The sequence below is a fragment of the Pseudoalteromonas sp. PAR1 genome (genome assembly GCF_947311895.1).
In the GTDB taxonomy this organism is placed as follows: domain Bacteria; phylum Pseudomonadota; class Gammaproteobacteria; order Enterobacterales; family Alteromonadaceae; genus Pseudoalteromonas; species Pseudoalteromonas lipolytica_C.
Genome location: NZ_CAMZMY010000003.1, coordinates 180,041 through 201,716, shown reverse-complemented (window position 1 = coordinate 201,716; position 21,676 = coordinate 180,041). Strand labels below are relative to the sequence as shown.

The window sequence follows — 21,676 nt, the reverse complement described above, 5'->3', positions numbered from 1 at the left end:
CCGTATCGGCTACCTAATTTAAACCAAAACACTGCTTAGCGGCGGTCACATCATCTGCAATCTGCGCCGTCAGTTGTGTTAATGTCTCGAATTTTTTCTCATCGCGAAGCTTTTTAATTAGCTCCACGTGCATAAATTGTCCATAAATGTCTTGCGCAAAGTCGAACAGATGAACCTCTAACAAAGCGCGTGTTCCATTAAATGTGGGTTTGTTGCCAATATTTGCAACCCCAAATAATTCTTTTTCGCCAACTTTAGCTCGTACCGCGAACACCCCATTTACAGGGCATACTTGGCGTTTTAATGCTATATTGGCCGTTCTGAACCCTAATTCACGACCTTTTGCCCAGCCATGAATAACACGTCCAGAAATTGCATAACCATGACCTAACATGGTTTTTGCGTCTTCTAATTGCCCTGCTGCAAGTGCCTGGCGAATAAGAGTACTGCTCACTCTATCATTGAGCCTGCGAAAACTCGCAGTACTTTTCACATCCATGTTTAACTCAGCACCCATTGCTTTAAGCAACGCAAAATCACCACGGCGCCGCTTTCCAAAGCAAAAGTCATCGCCTACAGTTAGAGCTTTTACACCTAACTTATCAACCAATACTTGGCTTACAAACTGCTCTGCTTCCATATTGGCAAATTGTTGATTGAAGCTAATGCAAATCACTCGCTCCACTCCCAATTTAGCAAGTAAGCTAAGCTTATCACGTAGTCGAGTTAAACGCGCTGGAGCATTATCTTTAGCAAAAAATTCTTGTGGCTGAGGCTCAAATAACATCACGGTACTTGGCAATTGATGCTTTTCTGCGTCTTGCAGCAAGCCTTTAATCACTTCTGCATGACCTAAGTGCACACCATCAAAATTACCAATGGTCAACACACAGCCATAATGCTGCGCGCGAATATTGTGAATACCTCTAATTAACTCCATGCCACCTTTTTGCCTTTATCAGCGAGCCCAAAACATTGATATCGGGCTTGAAGCGCCGATTATAATCTTTTTTTTAGTTTGATTCAGTAGTTGCAACACTTTTTATCGTATTTAGTCGCACCCCTAAAATGAATAAGGCTGCAAAATATACAAAAACCGCCAACACTAATAACCCGCCCAACAACAACACTTGCTCAGTAAAGTGCCAAGCTTGCCATATAAATTGCTGGCCTACGTACCACACAGACGCAGCCATTAATAAACTTGAAAACAAACACTTAAAGGTAAAACCAAGGCTCATTGCAGAAAACTGATAGACCCCTTCTTTACGTAATTGATGATACAACAAATAAGCATTACAACTAGCCGACATTGATGTGGCCAAAGCCAGACCTAAATAACCAATAAATGGTGCCAACATAATGTTAAACACCATGTTTAAAACCAGAGTTTTAATACCAATTTTAACGGGAGTTTTTGTATCTTGACGCGAATAAAAGCCTGGCGCTAACACTTTGATTAGCATAAAACTAACTAATCCCACTGAATAAGCCATCACACCGTAGCTCACCGCTTGGACATGATCAATTTCACCGTCCTGAAACGCACCGTGGTCAAATAAAACCGTAATAATAAGCGGGCTAATTACCATTAAACCAAACATGGCAGGCAAGCCTAAGAAAATAACAAACCTTACCCCCCAATCAAGGGTCAGCTGAAAATCTTTTGTACTTTTTGTGCTATGTAATTTTGACAATGCAGGCAATATGACCGTTGCGATACCAATACCAAATAAGCCTAGAGGAAACTCAATCAATCGGTCTGAGTAATAAAGCCAAGCGATAGAGCCTGTCATTAACATAGAGGCAATCATGGTATCGAGTAACAAGTTTATTTGGCTTATCGAAACGCCAAACAAGGCAGGTAGCATGAGCTTTCTAACTTTTTTGACGTTTTCATCTTGCCACCCCCATTTAGGGCGGCTCAGCATGCGGGCTCGATACAAAAACGGCAACTGGAACAGTAACTGAACTAGACCACCCACAAATACGCCGATGGCAAGTGCATACGCCCCCACCGAAAACTTATCATGTAGAAAAATAGCGCAAGTAATAATTGATACGTTTAAAAGTACGGGTGTAAAAGCGGCAACGGCAAAGCGATTATATACGTTCATAACCGCACCGCTGAGGGCTACCAGACTAACAAAAAATAAATACGGGAAAGTCAGTTTTAACAGCGCACTAGCAAGAACGAACTTTTCGGCATTTTCGCCGCCTTGCCACCAATCAATAAACCAGCCAGTACCAAATAATGCAGCAATGACAGGCGAGGCAACCACACCAAATAGAGTAACCGCTAATAAAATGGTACCCAAAGTACCGGCAGCTTGAGCAACAAACAACCTGACCTTATCATCGCCTTGCTGTTCTTTTATCTCAGATAGAACAGGTACAAATGCTTGTGCAAAAGCGCCTTCTGCAAATAAGCGACGTAAAAAATTAGGAATTCGATTGGCAAACAAAAACACATCCGCTGCGGCACTTGCACCCAGTAAATTAGCCACTACAGCATCTCGCACCAATCCTAAAATACGCGAAATCATTGTCATAGCACTGACTATCATTCCGGAACGAAATAATCCTTTTGCCACCTTAAACCCGTTATCAAAAATCTTATAAGATGGGCGATTATGCCTAAAATATCTTTAAAGCACTAGGCTCGAACCCGACCCTTTGTTACAATAGCGATATTAACTGCTAAAGCGGCAAATTGATGTTCGTTATAAGGAGCAGTTTTTCTTGAGATGTCAAAATTTCGTTGACATTCATGATAAAAACAGGCATATTCCACGGCCTTTAAATTAAGCTTATTTTAAGATTGTTAGGAGCAAACCTTGGCTAACATCAAGTCTGCAAAAAAACGCGCTATTACGAGCGAAAAAAATCGTCAACATAACGCAAGCCGTCGTTCAATGATGCGCACTTACTTCAAAAAAGTAGTTGCTGCAATTGAAGCGGGCGACAAAGAAGCTGCACAAGCGGCATTCGCTGTTGCAACACCTATCCTAGACCGTTACGCAACTAAAGGTCTAATCCACAAGAACAAAGCAGCTCGTCATAAGAGCCGTTTAGCAGCTAAAATCAAAGCGCTATAATTTGTTTTTGATGAATATAAAAAACCGGCTTTTGCCGGTTTTTTTTTATCTTAATGTTTTTCAGATAACTGCTATGCAATCTCTAAATCGGGGTAAAACTTTTTCAGCATTGCCGCGATCTTCTTTGGGGTAAAAGGCTTTACAACGAAACCTTTGGCGCCCTTTTCAATCGCTTCTTTAACATTTTCCACTGTTGAATGTGCAGACACCATAACAACATTTGCTTCAGGTGAAATATCATTTATCTGTGAGATGATTTCCTTACCGTCACCATCAGGTAGTTCAATATCTAAAAAGATAATATTAAACTCCTTCTCTTTACACGCGCTTAAACACTGCGCTGCTGTGGATGCCTCTCGAACATTATCGATACCTAGGTGCATAAGCGTTTGGTTTAAAAAGCTACGCACGGTGCCAACATCGTCCACGATAAGAATTGAAAGCTGAGTGTCCATACTATTCCTCTAATCTTTAAAGATAACACTTATTGCTAATACAATATTAACTTAAATAAATAATTTACGCTTTGAATTTGACTATTATATCAAAAACTTCGTTATAATCTCATTATAGAGAGCTATATATAAAAGGCCAGATAAGCTTTATGTCTAATAAAATAAAAAAACAATCTTTGCTTGGTAAAACACCTGAACGAAAAAAACCAACACAAGCAAAGCGACAAAGACCAGTAAACCAACAACAAGCACGCGCACAAGTCGCGCAACAAAGCATTCCTGAAATCGAGCTTAAAAAAAGTAAAGCACGTTGGTATACACTCGCAGCGGTTGTATTAATTCTACTAATTACACCAAAACCTATTTTAATCACCTATGAAAAGCTTGGTATGGTATCTCAGAGTGTGTTCTGGCCAGGCATTTTTGGCTATGGAGCAAACTTATTTGATTCAACCCTCAGTCCCCGTGCAGACCTAAGTCGTAACGTTATTTATCTTTGCCAAGATAAGCGTAAACCAGACACTTGCCAGAAGTACCGTGTGACAGATAAAAGTGGTTTCTTCGCAGCAATGAAAAAACTAACAATAGATTAAAAAAACTAATCTGAAAATTAAAAATTACTTGGTTGAAAGCTGTGTAAAAGATCACCATAATGGCGCTCCTTTTTCAACACAGATATGAATTGATACGACCATGGTAAACGAGCTAGATTGGCTTTTAAACTTAACGCTACTTGCCCTAGGATTAGGTGCATTTTTTATTAACCAGCTGACATTACTACGTTTTGCAGCGATCAGCGCGTGTAGTTTATTGTTTCTATCATTTAGCTTAGATCTAATGTCGTCAAGTGTTATCTCGAATATGAGCTTAGTGTTGATCAATACATTTTATTTATTCAAGGTCTATACATTTGGCCAACTGAATATCAATCAAGGTTAATCTTCTCCTAAGATAAATTGATAGAATAGGCTATCCCATCTATCATCTTTTCTGCCCAAGCAGCATTCTGTTTGGGCTTTTTTTTGCTTACAAGATGACTGAACTGAGATACCATATTAGTCGTATATAAATAATTTGGAGGTGCACTGTGTCATTTAACGACTTCGACTTATTTCTTTCGTCAATGGAAGACGTAAAACCTCTTAAGCATGACACTGTTCAATTTGATTCCACGAAACAAGGCCCTTCACTAGCGCAACAAGAAAAACGTAAAGCAGCTGAGTGTGATTTAGCAATTGATGAAAACTATTTACGCAGTGAGTTTGTTGAGCTGTTAGATCCCCATGCCATATTGGCATTTAAAAAAGATGGTGTACAAGGCCAAGTATATAAAAATCTGCGTTTAGCTAAATATCAACTTGATGCCACGCTTGATTTGCATGGTCAGCCTCTTCAACGAGCTCGCAGCACGCTTTTAAATTTTATTGATGACTGCCACAAACGAAATATTCGTGTCGTGCTTATACGCCACGGCATTGGTATCAAAAATAAATCACAACCAGGTATTTTAAAAAGCTATACCAATAAGTGGCTGCAAGAAATTCCAGCAGTTTTAGCGTTTCATAGTTCCCTTAAGCATCATGGTGGTAGCGGTGCAACGTATGTGATGATTAAAAAGTCAGACGAGAAGAAACACGAGAACAGAGAAATCCATTCAAAAAGAAGTTAACAGAAAAAGCGATTGAAGTGCAGCATTAAAACATGCTGCACATACTTACTGAGATTGGTTGGTTATGATTGGCTAACTTTAGTGGCCTGATCTGGCTGCTCCGATGCATTAGCTTGATTAAACCATGCTGAAACACCAAGAACGATAACTGACACTACGACTAGACTAAATTTAGCTCCACCTTGATTAGATTTCATAACGCCTCTTTTTTATTGTTGTTTTTTTATTGAGCAACAACAGAATAACAAAGTTACAGATGTTAACAAGGTGTTTATTAAACTAATTTGTAATTTGTCAATAACCTTTTGTTCTATCAATCTGATTCATTAGGTTTTTACCTTCGATTAGTCTCTTTACATTATCTGAAATTTGCAAAGTAACTGACTCTATATCTGACAATGCAGCACAGTGTGGGGTTAAGGTCACTTTGTCATGAGACCAATAAGGGTGTGTTTTAGGCAAAGGCTCTTCGCTAAACACATCTAGCGTAGCGCCACGTAATTGCTCATTATCAAGTGCCTCGAGTAAATCTTCATCAACGACATGTTTGCCTCTGGCAACATTAATTAGTACCGTATGGCTTTGCAGTTTGCTAATGAGTGATTTATTTATAATGCCTTGAGTGTGCTGATTAAGTGGTAGTAAGCAAACAAGATAATCAATTTGACCAAGCATGTCATCTAATCCATGCTGTGTGTAATACGTGCCCACCTCAGAATCATGTTTTTCACTATTAGACCAAGCGCTCACTTTAAAGCCATTTGCAAGTAAGCGCTTAGCACAAGCTTTGCCTAGTTCACCATAACCTAAAATACCCACATGTTGCTGTGAATACGCTCGCTTTGGCTTCCAACTGCCGGCTGATTGTTTTAAATAATACTCTTTAAGCCTAAGCTTGTGTGCCAATACATGGGTCAACACATACTCTGCCATATCATTAGCCAGGTTATCATCAACAATTCTAACAACGGGAACATGTGCAGCTATCTTGGTTAAATCAATGCTATCAACACCCGCACCAAAAGAAGAAACGGCTTTTAAATTTACTAACTTAGGCCATAAATCAGCGGGCGCATTCCAAGCAAGTACAAATTCAACCGCTTCGTAATCAGTACACTCTGACCAAAGCTGTACCTTGACCTCTGGTAATAAAGCTTGCAGCTTAGCAATTAATTGGCTGCAATCTCGGCCTGTTATAGCCACAAGTAAAATCATTGTCTTCTCCATTTTGCCTCGTACTCAAAGCGCTCATTAAAAAGTCACACAACTGCAACCTAACTGTCACAGCAAACTCTTAACCTAATTTCATCGCTAAATGCGCTTAAGATTGAGGTGTGTATGATCAGTGTTGATAAAGTAATAGAAGCAAATTTACCACAGTTAGAAAATTCACCAAAAGTAAAAGGCTTAGTAAAAAAAGGCCTGGGTTATTTATTACATGAGCAAGAGTTTGTTGCCTTTGGCGATGCATACCCACACTTACAAGGACTTGAGTTTGTAGAGCAGGTGCTCGAAGAGCTAGACTTTGACACACGCTACAAGCCAAAGCAAATGGAGCATATACCTAGTGAAGGCAATATTATTATTGTGGCAAACCACCCAATTGGTTCACTCGATGCATTAGCGCTAATAAAAGTCTTATCAACTGTGCGCCCTGACTTAAAGGTTGTTGCAAACCGCATGCTAATGTCTATCACCCCAATGCACTCGTTGCTACTTCCCGTTGATAACCTCTCTGGTACGAGTAAAAAGAAAGAACTTGCTAATATCCAACAGCACTTAAAATCAGACGGTGCGTTATTAATTTTCCCTGCAGGTGAGGTATCGCGCTTAAGTCCAACGGGAATTAAAGACTGTAAATGGAACAGTGGTTTTTTACGTATGGCAAAAAAAGCTAACGCGCCTATTTTACCTATTTACATCAAAGCGAAAAACAGCCCGCTATTTTACGGCACCTCAATGATTTATAAACCATTAGCCAGTTTGTTATTGGTCAAAGAGATGTTTAAACAACGACAAAAATCATTAGAGTTTGAAATTGGTGCATCTATCCCACCTGAGTCATATTTAATCGAGAATTTAAAAGATAAAGAAATAGCTCAGCTGATAAGAAAGCAACTGTATCGACTTATTACTAAAAAACCTCTGCCGTTAAAAACACAAACCCCCATAGCCAGCCCAGAAGCGACTAAAGACCTTAAAAAAGCCATTGAGGAGTGTGAATTATTAGGTGAAACCTCTGATGGAATGAAAATTTACTTATATCAATACCGTGGCAGCTCGCCGATTTTTCGTGAGCTAGGCCGACTGCGTGAAATTGCGTTTCGCGCAGTCGGTGAAGGCAGTGGTAAACGCCGAGATATAGATAAATACGACATGGATTATCAACACCTTGTACTATGGGATGCCAAACAACTTGAACTAGTTGGCGCATATCGACTTGCCTGCGCACAAGACATCATAGAAAAACATGGCCGCAAAGGTTTATATACCGATAGCCTATTTAGCTACAGCGATGATATGGCACCGTATTTAGAAAAAGGTATAGAGCTTGGTCGAAGCTTCGTGCAACCCAAATACTGGGGCAGAAAGAGCCTAGATTATTTGTGGTTTGGCATCGGCGCATTCGTTAACCGTTACCCGCAATACCGCTATTTGTTTGGCGCGGTTAGTGTGTCAAATGCACTACCCGAGCAAGCTAAATCGCTACTAGTTCATTATTACCAACATTATTATGGCGCTAAACAAGTGTTAGCAATCCCCAATAATGAATATCGTCATACAGAATCACAAAAAGCACAATGTGCTCAGTTATTTTCTGGTAATGATATTAAAGAAGACTTTGTTGAACTTAAACATGTGCTTGCCAATATCGGCGCACAGGTCCCAACCCTATTCAAACAATACACTGAACTTTGCGAGCCAGGCGGCGTACAGTTTTTAAGTTTTAGCATCGACCCTGAGTTTAATAATTGCATTGATGGATTAGTACTTGTCGACTTAGATAAAGTAAAAGCCAGTAAAGCCAAAAGGTATTTGGGACAGACACGCTAATAGTCATTAAAAAATAAGTCGGCATGTTCGCCGACTTTTTCTTTTTTAACTAAATATATTTCTAAGCGCAGCTAAATATATTTGCTCAATAGTTTTTAAGTCTACTATGGGTACGTGTTCATTAACTTGATGAATGGTATGGTTTCGCACGCCACATTCAATCACTTGCGTGTGCTCATTGGCAAAAAACCGACCATCGGATGTGCCACCACTTGTACTAAGCATTGGAAAGCTGCCAGTGATTTCATGCACAGCTTGTTCAAGCTGCTGCAACAAGCAATTACTTGCTTGATGCAGGGTATAAAATGATTCACACGGACGCTCCCAAACAAGCGTTAGCTGCGATGCTAAATCAGCCAATGCAAATTGAATTTCTTCTTTAACATCTTTGCTTTTATAGCCATGACTATAACGCACGTTAAAGGTGAGCTCACACTGAGCAGGAACAAGGTTATCGACCACATTGGCAATATTAATTCCGGTTACTTGCAGTGTTGTTGCCGAGCTAGCTTCATCTTTGTGCCAGCTAATTGCCATTAAGCGCTTTACAACCTCGGCACTTAAATGTGCTGCGTTTATGGTGTTTTCTGGATAAGCAACATGCCCTGCTTTACCTTGAATAGATAATCGTGCAGAGAGCGCACCCCGCCTGCCATTTTTTATGGTATCACCCACATGCTGATGGCTTGTTGGCTCGCCTACTAAGCAACCATCAAGCACAACACCTTGTTTGGCAAGACGTTCAGCAATCAGTAAAGAGCCGTATTCAGCCTCGCCCTCTTCATCTGAGGTAATTAACCAGTAAAATGTGCCGCGTTTATTGTTATTTTGCGCTAAAAACCGTTTGGTTGCGCAAAGCATAGCGGCAACGCCGCCTTTCATATCTGCTGCGCCACGGCCATAGACACTGCCATCCACTATCTCGCCACTAAATGGATCAACTCGCCAATCACCTTGCGCTGCAGGTACCACATCAATATGACCTGAAAAAGCAACGACAGGGCCTTCTCCAAAAGTGATTTTAGCAATTAAATTAGTAACATGATTAAAACAAAATACATCACAATCAAAGCCTAGCTGGCTTAAGTTACTTTCGAGCCAGTCAATTGCCCCAGCTTGCTCGGGCGTTACCGATTTAAATCGGATCAAGGTTTGTAATGTTTCTACCACCTCCGATTGCTCTGATAGGTGCGTTGCTAACTCTGCATTTGATATCAAACTCATAATAACCCTAGTTATGTAGAAAGCTTGGGTTATTACAACGAGAGTTTATGACCACAATGTGAAACTTAAATTAATGATTTCCTTCTTCAATGAGGGTTTCTTGGGTCACTTTAGCAATGTCTTTGTCTTCTTTGGTTAATTGTGTTCGTTGCCAGCGACCTGCTGCGAACCATAAATAAGTAATAATTGCCACAAGTACATTAGTAATAGCAAACGAATACCATATGCCTTGTGGTCCCAGTGAGGTATGTTTAGACAAAATATACGCTGCAGGAAATTGAATAACACATTGCGAAAGCAGTGACACAATCATCGCATTGAGCATATTTCCTGAAGCCCTAAATGCAGCAACAACACAAAGCTGCACGCCTATTCCGCCCCAAGTTAAACAGATGACGCGAATGAACTCTGCGCCACCAGCGATCACAGACTCATCATCAGGAATAAAAAAAGCCACCAAGTATTCAGCAAATACATAAGCTAAAATGCCCACTAATGTCAGGCCTAACAGCCCCCAAAGCGCGGCTAAACGTGTTATTTGTGCTGCACGCTGTGGGTTTCCTGCTCCCATGTTTTGACCTACCAAGGTAGAAACGGCCATTGAAAGACCCATTGCCGGGATCATCACCATTTGCAAAATATTAGAGCCAACACCATAAGAGGCAATGGTGTGCGTACCAAAGCTGGCGACCAAAAACGACATAATAATTAATCCAAAGGCTCTTGCTGAGAGTTCAACCGAGCCAGGAGCCCCTAAAAAGAACGCTTGTTTCATATATTGCCAATCTGGTTTAAAGCTAGAGAGTTTAAGTTGAATGCCGTGACGGCCTCGCAAAAATACCCAAACGCCTATTAATGCCGCTAAACTTTGCGTAATGAGAGTGGCTAATGCAGCCCCCATTACGCCAAAACCAGAGAAATCACCAAATCCAAAAATCAGTAAGGGGTCGAGCACAAAATTGAGTAAAACAGTACCGCTAACAATATACAGTGGCACCTTAGTTTGCCCGATGCCACGCATTAAAGCCTGAAACATGGCATAAATAAACACAAACACAACACCAATGAAAGACACATGCATAAACTTAAGCGCATCACCAAACACTTGCTCTTCAACGCCTAATAAAGTCAAAAAGTAAGGCGATAATACATAACCTATTAAACCAAGTATGGTTGCGGAAATTGTCACCATTAACATGGTTTGAGCAGCAACATGGTTTACTTTATCTTGCTGGCCAGCTCCCATATATTGAGCAGATAATATGGCTCCCGCCATTGCCAACCCTGAGCCAATAGCAATCACTAAAAAAGTAACCGGCATACTGACAGAAACGGCAGCTACTTGCTCTGCTCCCAAGCGCCCTACCCAAAAAGCATCGGTTAACTGATAAGCAGACTGCAAAATATTAATTAAGATGATCGGGATACCTAATTTAAGTAACGCTTTTGAAATCGAGCCATGAAGAAATAAATGCTGGGGATCAGCCATGAAACACACCTAATAAACTAATAACATCGTTAGTTTAACAGCCGCAACTGAATATAAAGTCAATGAGAGTCAATCTTTTTTTCGCTGTACCCGTTTAAAAACTTAATCTAAATCAATAAATGGCTTCACTTAGTTCAAACATTTTTGAAACTTTGATCTAGAACAGGTTTTGTCCCCTCCAACTTAGTAATAATAGCCTCAACCAAATAAGACAAGTAGTTCGCGGAGAACAACATGAAAACCAAATTAAGCATTGCATTACTTACTTCACTATTAGCACTCTCTCCTGTTGCAAACGCAAACTTAAGCGTGAACGTGGGTGCTATTAACGTAAACCCTGACAACGATAGCTCAAAAATCAATGAAGCTCCGGCACTAGGCTTACGCGCAGATGATGACACGCAATTAGGTATTACTATAGATTATGCACTAGACGATAACTGGGTGCTTGAGTTAGTTGCTGCAACGCCATTTAGTCATGATGTTCAAGGTGCTGGTGGCTTAGCTGGTAATAAGATTGCTAAAATTAAACACTTACCACCAACTTTCTTAGCACAATATCACTTTTTTGATGCAACCTATAAATTCCGTCCATTTGTAGGTGTAGGCGTAAACTATACAGTTTTCTTTGATGAAGAGCCTTCAGCTGCACTAAAAGCAACATTAGGTACTGACGATGTAGAAGTCAAACTAGACGACTCATTTGGCTTTGCAGCTCAAGCTGGTTTCAACTACATGATGAGTGAAAACTGGGGTCTACATGGCATGGTTTCACTTATTGATATCGATACAGATGCAACTGTATATGCTGGCGGCTCAAAAGCATTAACATCAACAGTAGAAATTGACCCTGTCGTTGCTATGTTTGGTATTAAATACAAATTCTAACTTTCATTTTGTGAAAGCCCATACGCACAAAAAGGCCATTAAATGGCCTTTTTTATTTGTTCCCACTCTAGAAAAACTTGCAACACGAACTTGATTCCCGGTCAAGTTCAATCAACTAATCAATTTAGACTACACTATAAAAATAACCCATTTCTTTTTATTGGTTTTTATTTTTTGTTTATTTAACCGTTACTTATTTTACTGTTTTACATTGCAATATCTGAATTTTCAGAGCCAAAGACGTGTTGTTCCTATTTGCTCGCGATTATAAAATGGTTGTAATAATTTTGACCTATCTAAAATAAATTAGGTGGCAGCTCGAGGTGTTAATTGAAAGTAATTGTCAATTCGTTAGTGTTGATTCTTTGCACAGCTCTAATCTCGTGCAAAGTAAAAGATCCTAGTGAAGATAAACCGCAACAACAAAAGCAAGATACAATTAGTGATCGTGAAGCGCTAATTGCGGGCACCGCTGACATCGTATTTACTATTACCAATGAAAATCAAACACCTCTTAACAATGTGAGCGTTGACGTTGCAGGTCAAGAGTACCTATCCGATGAAAATGGACGTGTTTCTATTAGCAACCTCTCTTTTGGTAATCACTCTGTTTTTATTGCACAATCAGGTTATTTCCCAAAGGCAGGTATTTTAGTAAACCAACCTAACTCTGTAACCTCACACATCCAATTAGAAACACAATCAGCAAATTCAAAAAGCTTGTTATTTGCTGGTGATACAATGTTTGGTCGACGCTTCCTAGACCCCAACTTAGAGACAATGGGTACATCTGTACCTAATGTTAACACTGCGCTCATTCGTCCTGACTCAGCACGCGAAGATAGTATCGCCATAACCACAGAAGTTGCAGCGCTCTTTAAAGCTGCTGACTTTTCATCGGTTAATCTTGAGTCACCTATTACGACAATGCCAACAACAGTTCATCCGACTAAAGAATTCAGCTTTTTCTCTTTGCCTGAATCACTGCAAAGCCTTACTGAAATTGGTATTGATTATGTTGGCCTTGGTAATAATCACATCTATGACTATTTGCAGAATGGTCTTGAAGATACACTCCTTGAAGTGTCAAATGCAGGGTTCCTTAATAGCGGCGCGGGTTTAAGTGAAACTGACGCTTTTAAAACTGTCGAGCATAACCTTGATAATGTTAATTTAGTGCTCTTTGCTGCAACTTCAATTACCGGAAAAGAACATCAATATACCTACGTTGCTGACACCAATAAAGGTGGGGCTGCTGATTTAACAAATTCAGCGGCAGTCAAAGCTGCACTTGAACAGTTAGATCCTACTGACTTTGTCATTGCACAAATGCATGGTGGTGATGAATACTCGTATACTCCATCACCTTATATAGGTAGCCGATTTGAAGTTCTTTCTTCACAAAATACTGATCTACTAATTGGTCATCACCCACACATTGCCCAAGGCTTTGCTGTATTTAATGAAATACCAGCCATATTGGGCTTGGGTAACTTTGTATTTGACCAACCCAGACTTGATACCTTATTAGGCCTTGCAGTTATGCTGGACCTTGATACGCAAAGCCAAAAAATCACTCGTGGTTTTGCTTATCCTATTTATTTAGAAGACTATAAACCTCGATTCACCACTGGTTTTTTAAGTCACTATTTATTGAGAAGAATAGCCGAACTTTCTGATGACAATATTACGCTTGTTCCCCGAGAAAGCTACGCTGAAATATATTTTGCTGCAAATCAAGCAACAAAAAATACTCAGCAAGTGACTATCAACATTGATGCCAACACTGACATCATAGACTTGAGACAATATTCACCATCATCTGCTGCTTACGTTTCATCCATAGACGTTAATAGTGGTTCTTTAGATACGCTTTTAGTGGGCCGAGATATTATGGTCTTTGGCGATTTTGAAGATTGGGATAACGACGCAGACACCTTTGAAGTTAGTCGATGGGATCATAGCAGTGAAAGTGTGTTGCCTTGCACTGATAAGCCATTCAATGGTTTGCAAGCTCTGTGCTCAACCCGTGATAAGTTTGACAACACTCCTTCTATTATTCCATTTAGACACACTATGCGGGTTATGGAGTTAACCGACGAAACAGGTGCACTAGAGTTAAGTAAAGACTTTTCGTTACTGACCTATTTGCAATCTGAAAATGGTGGTCAGCTTGAGGCCTTGCTTACTTATACAACAGAAATTGATGACCTTACCTTCGCAGAAAACCAAATTCCCGTTAGCGAAGGAGGTAATCAACCATGGCATGTTTTTAGCCATGACTTTAGTTTACCTTCTGATGAGTTAACACTTGGGCCTAAAAAATTACCACCTCGTGGCGTAAAACTACAATTTAGGCACTATCCACCCAATACAGGAGAAGCGATCACGCGTCTAGATGATGTCGCAATGATCAGCTGGCAACAAAGTATCAACCTAGAAAACGGACAATGGAAGACCGATAAAATGCACGGTTTTGACTTTTTAAAAGTCAACTCAAGTAGTGAAGTGAGCTTAACGCTGACATTCACTGTACTTGATTAAGGAGGAATTGTGGTTGTATTACAACAATTGTTGCGATTAACGCAACAAAGAGCCTTTTGGTTTACTGTTTGCTTATTTGCAATTGTGATTATCAGTAACCTGCTGAATTTATTTCAAGCAAGTAATGCCTTTTTATATAAAAAAATAGAATCTCTCAGTAGCACTCAGCAAACAAATGTAGTGCTTATCACCAGTCAAAACCTTAGTGCTAACCATTCACAATTAGTCACCCAGCTTACAGAGTACCAGCCAAAAGCAATCATTGTTTTAGCAGATGAACCTTTAGCACCTGTAGACAATGAGCGTGTTTTCTACCCTTATTCGCAAAGTAAGTACTGTGTGCCAAACGTAGAGATTTGGGCAACATATCAAATGCGTATTCCAGCAGCCACTAACCTTGAGTGTGAAAGTGTGTGGCAAGCTGTTTTTGGTTATAAGCACGAAAAATCAAGACTGATTAACTTTAAATTGGCAGTTTCTGCGCTACCTAAATTTACAGCTAAGCGAGTTCTTGGCTTTGATGTGATGAGTGAACAACTCGAAAATAAAGTGATTATTGTCGGTCAGCAATCAGCTGAATTTAATGTGCTGATACATGCTCCTAAATTAGAAGGGCTTAATGACCCCTTACTTCTTTTTGCTTATATCGCTGATAGTCTAGAAAAAAACAGCACAATAAATGAGCTTAATTTTGTTATCTCGATAGTACTTGCGCTGATACTGGTATTTGTCCTACTGTTTTTCTTTCAAAAAATGTCGATTAGTTATTCATTTCTAGTCGCACTAAGCATAACTATCATTTGGTGTTGCGCTGGCTATTTTTTAGTGAACTTTGCAAAGTTATTTATCCCTATCGGCCAATACATCATTCTGACCTTTGTCACTTTATTTTGGGTTGTGGTGGCGAGGAAGATTTCTGAAGATAAAGAGCTTACAACTGATGTAAATAACATTCAGCAAATGATGATGGGCCGTTATATTCCGCAAAGCTTTATAGAGCACCCTTCTCCATGGGATCCCATAATACAATTAATTAGCCAACAGTTAGATCTAGAAAAATCAATTTTTTTAGCTCGAAAAGAAGACGACCATCGCGTCGTTGAAATTCGGGCTATCAACTGCCAACTTGATGATATTCAAGAAATGAGACGTGACTATCAGCGAACGCCTTATAGTAATGCGTTAAAGTCATTGGGTATCGTAAAGATCAACCGTCCATTTTTTAAGCAAATCATTGACGGTGAAATCGAGTTTATCGCACCACTGGTATACGCCGGTGATGTCCGTGGGTTTTGGGCTTTATCAATTATTCCTAATCACAACTTTAACCAGCAAGCCTTTGAGCAAAACGTTAATAAATTTGCAGCTCAGGTTGCTGAACTACTATTCCATTACCATATTTTCAAAACAACACAGGCTAAAAACCGTACCTTATTAAACAGGCTACTCACCTTTAAGCTGCACGAGCCTATTAGCCAAAAGGTAAAAAGCTCCCTGAACGAAATGGAGCAAAAGCTTACTACCTTAGAGATGGTTTTTAACCACACAAGCCCAGCAACTGTGCTTTTTAATCTGTTTGGTCAAGTTATTCAAACCAATGCATCTTTAGAGCGTTTTGCTAAGCAGCATCAAATAGCTATTTTTGAAACCACTGCGCTTGATTTGCTGTGTAAAAGTTGTGAGCTTGATATTGAGATTGCAAAGGGTAAATTACGTTACATTACTCTTAATAAAGCGACCGTTGAGCTTCCAGCTAAACTTGGTGCACATCATTACACTCTAATTATTAGAGCGCTTCATTCAGATAACTCGCAAACTGCATCAGGTGCACCTTTTCAAGTATCTGGAATTTTATTTGAGTTTATAGCAAATACTCCCGAAATAACTTCGGAGGCTAAACTTTAATGGATTTCGTTTTAGCGCTTTTTCCTGCAGGTAGTGGACTGGGCCAATCAGTAATAACAACTGTTTGGGTCGGCACGGCTGTAGTATGCCTACTGAATTTGCGCTTTGGTTTTCCACTCACAGGCCTAGTTGTACCAGGTTACATTGTGCCACTTTTGATAATAAGCCCCACCTCTGCCGCGGTGATTATTATAGAAGCAATTGTTGTGTTTGGGGTTATGCGCTTTAGTGCAAATTACTTGATGGAGCGTTTTGGCTACAGTGAAATGTTTGGCAGGGACCGTTTTTTTGCCATCATCCTAATTAGTATTTTAGTTCGTGTTTGTATGGATACCCTGTTTTGGCCAATTATTGCAGATCAGTTGAGCCAATGGGATATAACTTTCGATTATGCATCACAACTTTATTCTTTGGGTCTTATCATCATCGCACTAACTGCCAATGTAATGTGGAATGGTGGCTTTAAGTACGGCCTGAAAGTAACTTTTATTCAGTTGTTCATTACCTATATTTTAGTACGATTTGTACTCATGCCATTTACCAATTTTAGTATCGCTAACTTAGGTATTATGTATGAAGCTGTTGCCGCATCAATCATTGCAGCGCCAAAAGCCTATATTATTTTAGTTATTACCGCTTTTTTAGCTTCCAGAGCAAATTTAAAATATGGTTGGGAGTTCAATGGTATCATGCTACCAGCCCTATTAGCTTTGCAGCTTACCCAACCAAGTAAGATTTTAACCTCATTCATTGAAACAGCTGTTATCTTAGCCGTTGGCGGCTCTCTCATTCATTTCACTCGCCTAAAACATGCACATATCGAAGGTGCTAGATTATTGATGTTATTTTTTACTATAGGCTTTATCTTTAAGCTTATTTTAAACTATATCGTCGTTTGGTTTTTTCCAACGGTAAAAGTAACCGACACTTTTGCATTTGGTTACATGCTGGCCACCTTACTTGCCCTAAAGATCTATCAAAAAAATGCGTTAGGCCTTGTGCTAAGAGCCACTTTTCAAACATCTGTTGTAGGTGGAAGCCTTGCTATTATTGTTGGCTTTTTAGTAATGCTTATCCCTTCTTTACTAACAAAACAAAATATTGACCCTGAAGCAGAACAGTTGCAAGTCATCACGCTCAATCAGCAAGTGAGTCAATACAAAAGCTACTTATATACTACTCGTTCTAATAAGGTAACCGTAAGTAGCTACAAAGCCAGTCAGGCAGTCTCTGATTTCAAATATGCGGTTTATCAGTTAAATGAAGCGATTAAAAGTAAGCAAAAAATAGGTCATCTAAGCGCTTTATTTAACTCTATCGGGTTTAAACTCGTTAGTGATGAAAACTATGTATACCTAATAGATATTGTTGAGAATCAGCAACGCGGTTTATTTGTGATTAACAAAACGCCACAAACGCCACTCATAATCACAGTTCCGTATCCTATCACTGAAAATCTTGCTAGCGACTCAGCAGCCCTCATTTTTCAGCATCTAAAAAGTAAAGCTTTAGTGTTTGGGGCAACTAAAACGCCTCAAATAACATTAGCAAAGGAAAACCAGCAAAGCCCTTTTTACCAAGCATTTATTAACGCATTAGAGGCGCAAGAATTATTGCAAGTTCGTGAATCTAACCGCTACACCGCAGCTTTACTAAAAAGCACGCCTGCTGAAGTTAAAAGCCAGTATTGGATCTTTAATCGACTTCCGGCCTCTATAAGCCAACGCGAAATGCATGAGTTTATCGGCAGTGAAGCAACTTATTTTGGTAAGGCAACAACGAGTAGCTTGCCTTCGAGTAGTTTTAAAGGGTCTATGCTAGAAGTCTTTCTTAATGGAGATAATTACACCAACATATTGGCGTATATATACCGTGAAAATTACCGTTATAGCAATTTAAAACTCAACATAATCAATGAAGAAATGGTCAAAATTGTCGAAGATTTCTCATCGTATATAAGTAGTAAAGGCAGTCTCAATTATCAACCACTGACACACAGCCAAGTTGCGCTTTGGGAATTTGAAGTACTAACACCACTATATAGATTGATACAGCAAATCGGCAATGCCTCACTGAACGAGGATATTTTAAATCACCTGAAGCAGATAAATGGCACTGCAGAGTTACTTAACTATCAGTTACAACTAGTACAGAATAATAGTGGCCGATATTTACTATTAAGTCCCTTACAAAATAATGAAGCAATGGATCTTGGCCAAGGCCTGTATGCGTTTACGCTTAGCAAACATGAAGCAATAAGTTTAAGCGTGCCAAGACCTGTTTTTGAAGGAAATACTCTTAGTTTTGCCAGCCAACTTTTTACGACTTCAAATGCCGCTAACTTATTAATTGCAGGAGCACACCCATATGCTCACCCGAAGGCTAATGTACTTGCTGCAGACAACGTCGATTCATTATTCAATATCGTCCATCAAAGCTATTCGCGTTTTAAAGCACAACAACCGAGCTTAAATATCCAAATTCGCAGCCATAGTGCTCCGTCGTGGATCCGCCCTAATGCAATTGCATTTTCAAACACTCAGGTAAGTGACGTTGCTGCCCCTTTAATGGAAAAACTAACCAAAGACTTAAGCATTTTAGGTGTTAATTACCAAGTAGTAACGGGCCAAAAAGCCACTCGGGGTCTTGAGATTGGTAGCTCACCGCAATATGGCTATCAACAGTTTAATGCAAACAGCGAGCTCGCTACTTTATGGATAGCCTCAGACTTTAAAGAACAGTTTTCAATGGATCAAGATAGTTTGCTTATGCGCCTTCTTGCGATTTCTACTTATCCAACAGTCACCACTATTAACCTAGCCACTTTATCTCCTTCTAACTGGTTAACGTTACCTGACAGCGATAAACAAATTATCTTTAGAAAAATTAATCAATATACCGCCGATAAGCAAATTGCTGTACTGAAAACAATATGTTCAGAGCTTAATGAGTGCGTATTACAAACCATAAAGTTAGAAAATTTAGATAAATTCGCACTGATGATCAAGCAGCACAATAGTCTAGTCGCTATATATAATCCGGCGAGCAATCAATTGATCGATGTGGATGTTTTCAACAAAATGATGGGGGGAGGCTTTGATGTATCTAATTAAACGCTTCTTCGCTATCTTAGTTCTTATAATTGTATTGTTAACAGCCTTATTTGCTTGGAATAGCTTTTTAATTTGGCTAGATTCTGCTGAGCCAGTTAACCCCCAAACCAGTAAAGAAACTCGCTCAAAAGTACAGTGGCTTAGTAGCACAAAACCACTGACTTATACATTTTCAAATCAGCGAACACATTCACTTAGGATCTTATCAAACGCCGTATTTGATCAGTCTGTCACTCTTGAACAGCCGGTAAATTACGCCATCAAATACACTCTTTATAATGACAAGAAAGAGGTGATTGTAGATAAAGTTTATCACCACGCTTCAAAGTTAGTTAATAACAGTCAAGATCAACAAATTAAGCAAATCATTGAAAATAAGCAGTCTTTGAATGTGGCTTCTGGGCAATCATTTTACCTACCCATTAAACATTACCCACAAGCGAAAAGCTTAGCACTTACACTTATTCCTGAAGAAAAGACAATTCAAGGAGTAGTAGTTCGAGTGCATGCTAAAACACCTGACCAAAACGTTGATCCACTCAATAGTTGGCTAAAACGCCCCGTCGATAGACGTAAACGTGCAACTGATTACCTCACGATGGGTGAAAATACCTTAACAAATACTGAAATAACGAATGCAATGGCGTTTTGGTGGCAAAAAATAGCGCCACAAGGTATTCCTGGAATCGACTTTAAATCAGATATTCTTTATGAAAGCTTACCGTATAATGTACTAACCTATGATTTTAGTCAGCAACAGCATAGTCTTGCTGCTTACTATACCAAACATGGTTTATGCGCCAGTATCACATTAGACAAGAGTGATCGTTTAAATTTCACTGTTAGTAATGACCAAGAGACTCCGTCATTAATCTGGTATGACAAACTTCAGTTTGAAGCACCAAAAGTTATAAATTACACGCTAACAGATAAAGAAAACACATATCAAACTCAGCCTCTTGAGCCGGGATTAATTACAATTTGCAGTGAGCAAGAGCTGCTAACCCAATGGCGAACTGAATCTGGTACCGCTATTTTAACAAGTTATGCTGGTAGTTACCTGATTAATGCGCAAGAGCACGTAGAGTTCGATGTTGTGCCATTAAGCCATTTGAACCTTGAGCTCAGGGCTCTCGAAACGAGTCAATTAAATATTTCTCTATACGATGAAAACCAAATCCAAATAGATCGTTACTCTATTACGATCAAAGGTGAAATTTCTGGCTTTGATCGATTAATAGCAGACAACACTCAAAGACAAGCAGTAGGTATGCTGACCCCCTACTACCTTCGTACTGGGAAAGAGACAAAATATGTAAAAATTACGGCTAATAACGATGTGTATGTGCGATTGAAATCAAGACTCGCGAGTTTTCATTATCAACGCCGAATTGCACACCAGCCAATTCTTACTGAGTCTACTAATGGCTTTTATGATATTGCAGCATGGTATGAACAAAAAGCACGTAATCACTATGACTTATCGCAACGCGATCTGTTTGTAAATATTCGTACATTTGCTCCGCCTCCAGACGTTGAGCAAACCACAACTTATTACCAATCTAAAGAGCTTTTCAATCTGTTACCACTATCAAATGTGGCTCTTGGGTTAAGCCCGAACCGTTATTATGAGGAACAGCAACCTGCAGAGGAGTTTAATTTTGGACTCTATGATAAAAATCAGGCTATTCCCTCTGCAAGCTCAAATGATAACCGCTTAATCTCTCGATTAAATAGTAACAGTGCAAAAGAGCTTAAAACTGATGACATCTCATTTGCTGATCAACAGCAGTTAGTTAACGAAGCCAGTGTAATTTATCAAAATTGGTATGGTCATCGCCCATGGGTAAAACAGCGCCTTTATCAATTGGTTAAAAATAAGCCAGCGAAGCTATCATATGATAAAAAGAAACGTCCAATTAGCATTGTTTTTAAAGTATTTCGTGCCCAAAGCAATGAACCTGTAACTTTAAACATTTCGCATTCTGCAAAATACAAGCTTGGGCTTACAAGTGAATACAGTATTGCGAAGCAAAGTTTCCAACTTCACAACTCTAAATTATTAAAGTCTTTTTTGATCCACCCTAAAAAAGTCAAATAACGAGTTATCCGAGCGTTACACTCAATCTAGCTAATGATATAGAGACACTGCAGTATGTGACTTTAAGTTCTTCAGAAACAATTTGGTTGTCTATACTTGAAGAGTACCCAATGCAGGAGCAAAAAGTAAGGTGGTG

17 protein-coding genes are annotated in these 21,676 nt (G+C 39.4%); 10 read left to right on the top strand and 7 right to left on the bottom strand.

The genetic code is table 11. The features are described from left to right. Positions 1–13 precede the first annotated feature (13 nt). Positions 14–940, bottom strand: a complete 927-nt coding sequence (gene ribF / locus QL229_RS03595) for a bifunctional riboflavin kinase/FAD synthetase (protein WP_135925600.1) — start codon at positions 938–940, stop codon at positions 14–16. A 73-nt stretch (positions 941–1,013) separates the two neighbouring features. Then, positions 1,014–2,594, bottom strand: coding sequence for a murein biosynthesis integral membrane protein MurJ (gene murJ / locus QL229_RS03590; protein WP_281546493.1), 1,581 nt, complete (start codon positions 2,592–2,594; stop codon positions 1,014–1,016). A 243-nt stretch (positions 2,595–2,837) separates the two neighbouring features. Between murJ and rpsT the strand changes: the two genes are divergently transcribed. Then, on the top strand, positions 2,838–3,098 hold the full coding sequence (gene rpsT / locus QL229_RS03585; protein WP_036967030.1) for a 30S ribosomal protein S20: 261 nt from the start codon (positions 2,838–2,840) through the stop codon (positions 3,096–3,098). A gap of 71 nt (positions 3,099–3,169) precedes the next feature. On the opposite strand, the gene QL229_RS03580 is transcribed toward rpsT, so the two are convergent. Next, entirely contained in the window at positions 3,170–3,553 is a 384-nt protein-coding gene (locus tag QL229_RS03580; RefSeq protein ID WP_135925605.1) for a response regulator, read from the bottom strand. Between the two features lie 149 nt (positions 3,554–3,702). Between QL229_RS03580 and QL229_RS03575 the strand changes: the two genes are divergently transcribed. The 3 genes from QL229_RS03575 (at position 3,703) to smrA (ending at position 5,222) form a co-directional block, all read left to right on the top strand. After that, on the top strand, positions 3,703–4,146 hold the full coding sequence (locus tag QL229_RS03575; protein ID WP_138556829.1) for a hypothetical protein: 444 nt from the start codon (positions 3,703–3,705) through the stop codon (positions 4,144–4,146). A 100-nt stretch (positions 4,147–4,246) separates the two neighbouring features. Then, entirely contained in the window at positions 4,247–4,492 is a 246-nt protein-coding gene (locus QL229_RS03570) for a hypothetical protein (RefSeq protein ID WP_135925610.1), read from the top strand. 148 nt (positions 4,493–4,640) lie between these two features. Further along, on the top strand, positions 4,641–5,222 hold the full coding sequence (smrA, locus tag QL229_RS03565) for a DNA endonuclease SmrA (RefSeq protein ID WP_138556828.1): 582 nt from the start codon (positions 4,641–4,643) through the stop codon (positions 5,220–5,222). Positions 5,223–5,284: 62 nt separating this feature from the next. Here smrA and QL229_RS03560 read toward each other — a convergent pair whose 3' ends face one another. Next, complete coding sequence (locus tag QL229_RS03560; protein ID WP_281546492.1) at positions 5,285–5,419, bottom strand: hypothetical protein; 135 nt, start codon at positions 5,417–5,419, stop codon at positions 5,285–5,287. A 97-nt stretch (positions 5,420–5,516) separates the two neighbouring features. Next, positions 5,517–6,437 (bottom strand): glyoxylate/hydroxypyruvate reductase A, encoded by a 921-nt coding sequence (locus tag QL229_RS03555; protein WP_138556827.1) that lies wholly within the window; start codon positions 6,435–6,437, stop codon positions 5,517–5,519. A gap of 123 nt (positions 6,438–6,560) precedes the next feature. On the opposite strand from QL229_RS03555, the gene QL229_RS03550 reads away from it, so the two are divergent. Further along, on the top strand, positions 6,561–8,276 hold the full coding sequence (locus QL229_RS03550) for a lysophospholipid acyltransferase family protein (protein WP_138556826.1): 1,716 nt from the start codon (positions 6,561–6,563) through the stop codon (positions 8,274–8,276). 45 nt (positions 8,277–8,321) lie between these two features. On the opposite strand, the gene dapE is transcribed toward QL229_RS03550, so the two are convergent. Together dapE and QL229_RS03540 are read right to left on the bottom strand one after the other, a co-directional pair. Beyond that, entirely contained in the window at positions 8,322–9,500 is a 1,179-nt protein-coding gene (dapE, locus tag QL229_RS03545; RefSeq protein WP_138556825.1) for a succinyl-diaminopimelate desuccinylase, read from the bottom strand. Positions 9,501–9,570: 70 nt separating this feature from the next. Beyond that, entirely contained in the window at positions 9,571–10,989 is a 1,419-nt protein-coding gene (locus tag QL229_RS03540; RefSeq protein ID WP_138556824.1) for an MATE family efflux transporter, read from the bottom strand. A 234-nt stretch (positions 10,990–11,223) separates the two neighbouring features. On the opposite strand from QL229_RS03540, the gene QL229_RS03535 reads away from it, so the two are divergent. From QL229_RS03535 to QL229_RS03515, 5 genes are all read left to right on the top strand, one after another. Next, entirely contained in the window at positions 11,224–11,877 is a 654-nt protein-coding gene (locus tag QL229_RS03535; RefSeq protein WP_135925623.1) for an OmpW family outer membrane protein, read from the top strand. Between the two features lie 330 nt (positions 11,878–12,207). Continuing rightward, positions 12,208–14,421 (top strand): CapA family protein, encoded by a 2,214-nt coding sequence (locus QL229_RS03530; protein WP_138556823.1) that lies wholly within the window; start codon positions 12,208–12,210, stop codon positions 14,419–14,421. A gap of 9 nt (positions 14,422–14,430) precedes the next feature. After that, positions 14,431–16,326, top strand: coding sequence for a hypothetical protein (locus QL229_RS03525; RefSeq protein ID WP_138556822.1), 1,896 nt, complete (start codon positions 14,431–14,433; stop codon positions 16,324–16,326). After that, positions 16,326–19,439, top strand: a complete 3,114-nt coding sequence (locus tag QL229_RS03520; protein ID WP_138556821.1) for a poly-gamma-glutamate biosynthesis protein PgsC/CapC — start codon at positions 16,326–16,328, stop codon at positions 19,437–19,439. The genes QL229_RS03525 and QL229_RS03520 overlap by 1 nt, the downstream gene beginning before the upstream one ends. After that, entirely contained in the window at positions 19,426–21,540 is a 2,115-nt protein-coding gene (locus QL229_RS03515) for a hypothetical protein (protein WP_281546491.1), read from the top strand. Before QL229_RS03520 ends, QL229_RS03515 begins: the two co-directional genes overlap by 14 nt. The last annotated feature ends 136 nt before the right edge of the window (positions 21,541–21,676 follow it).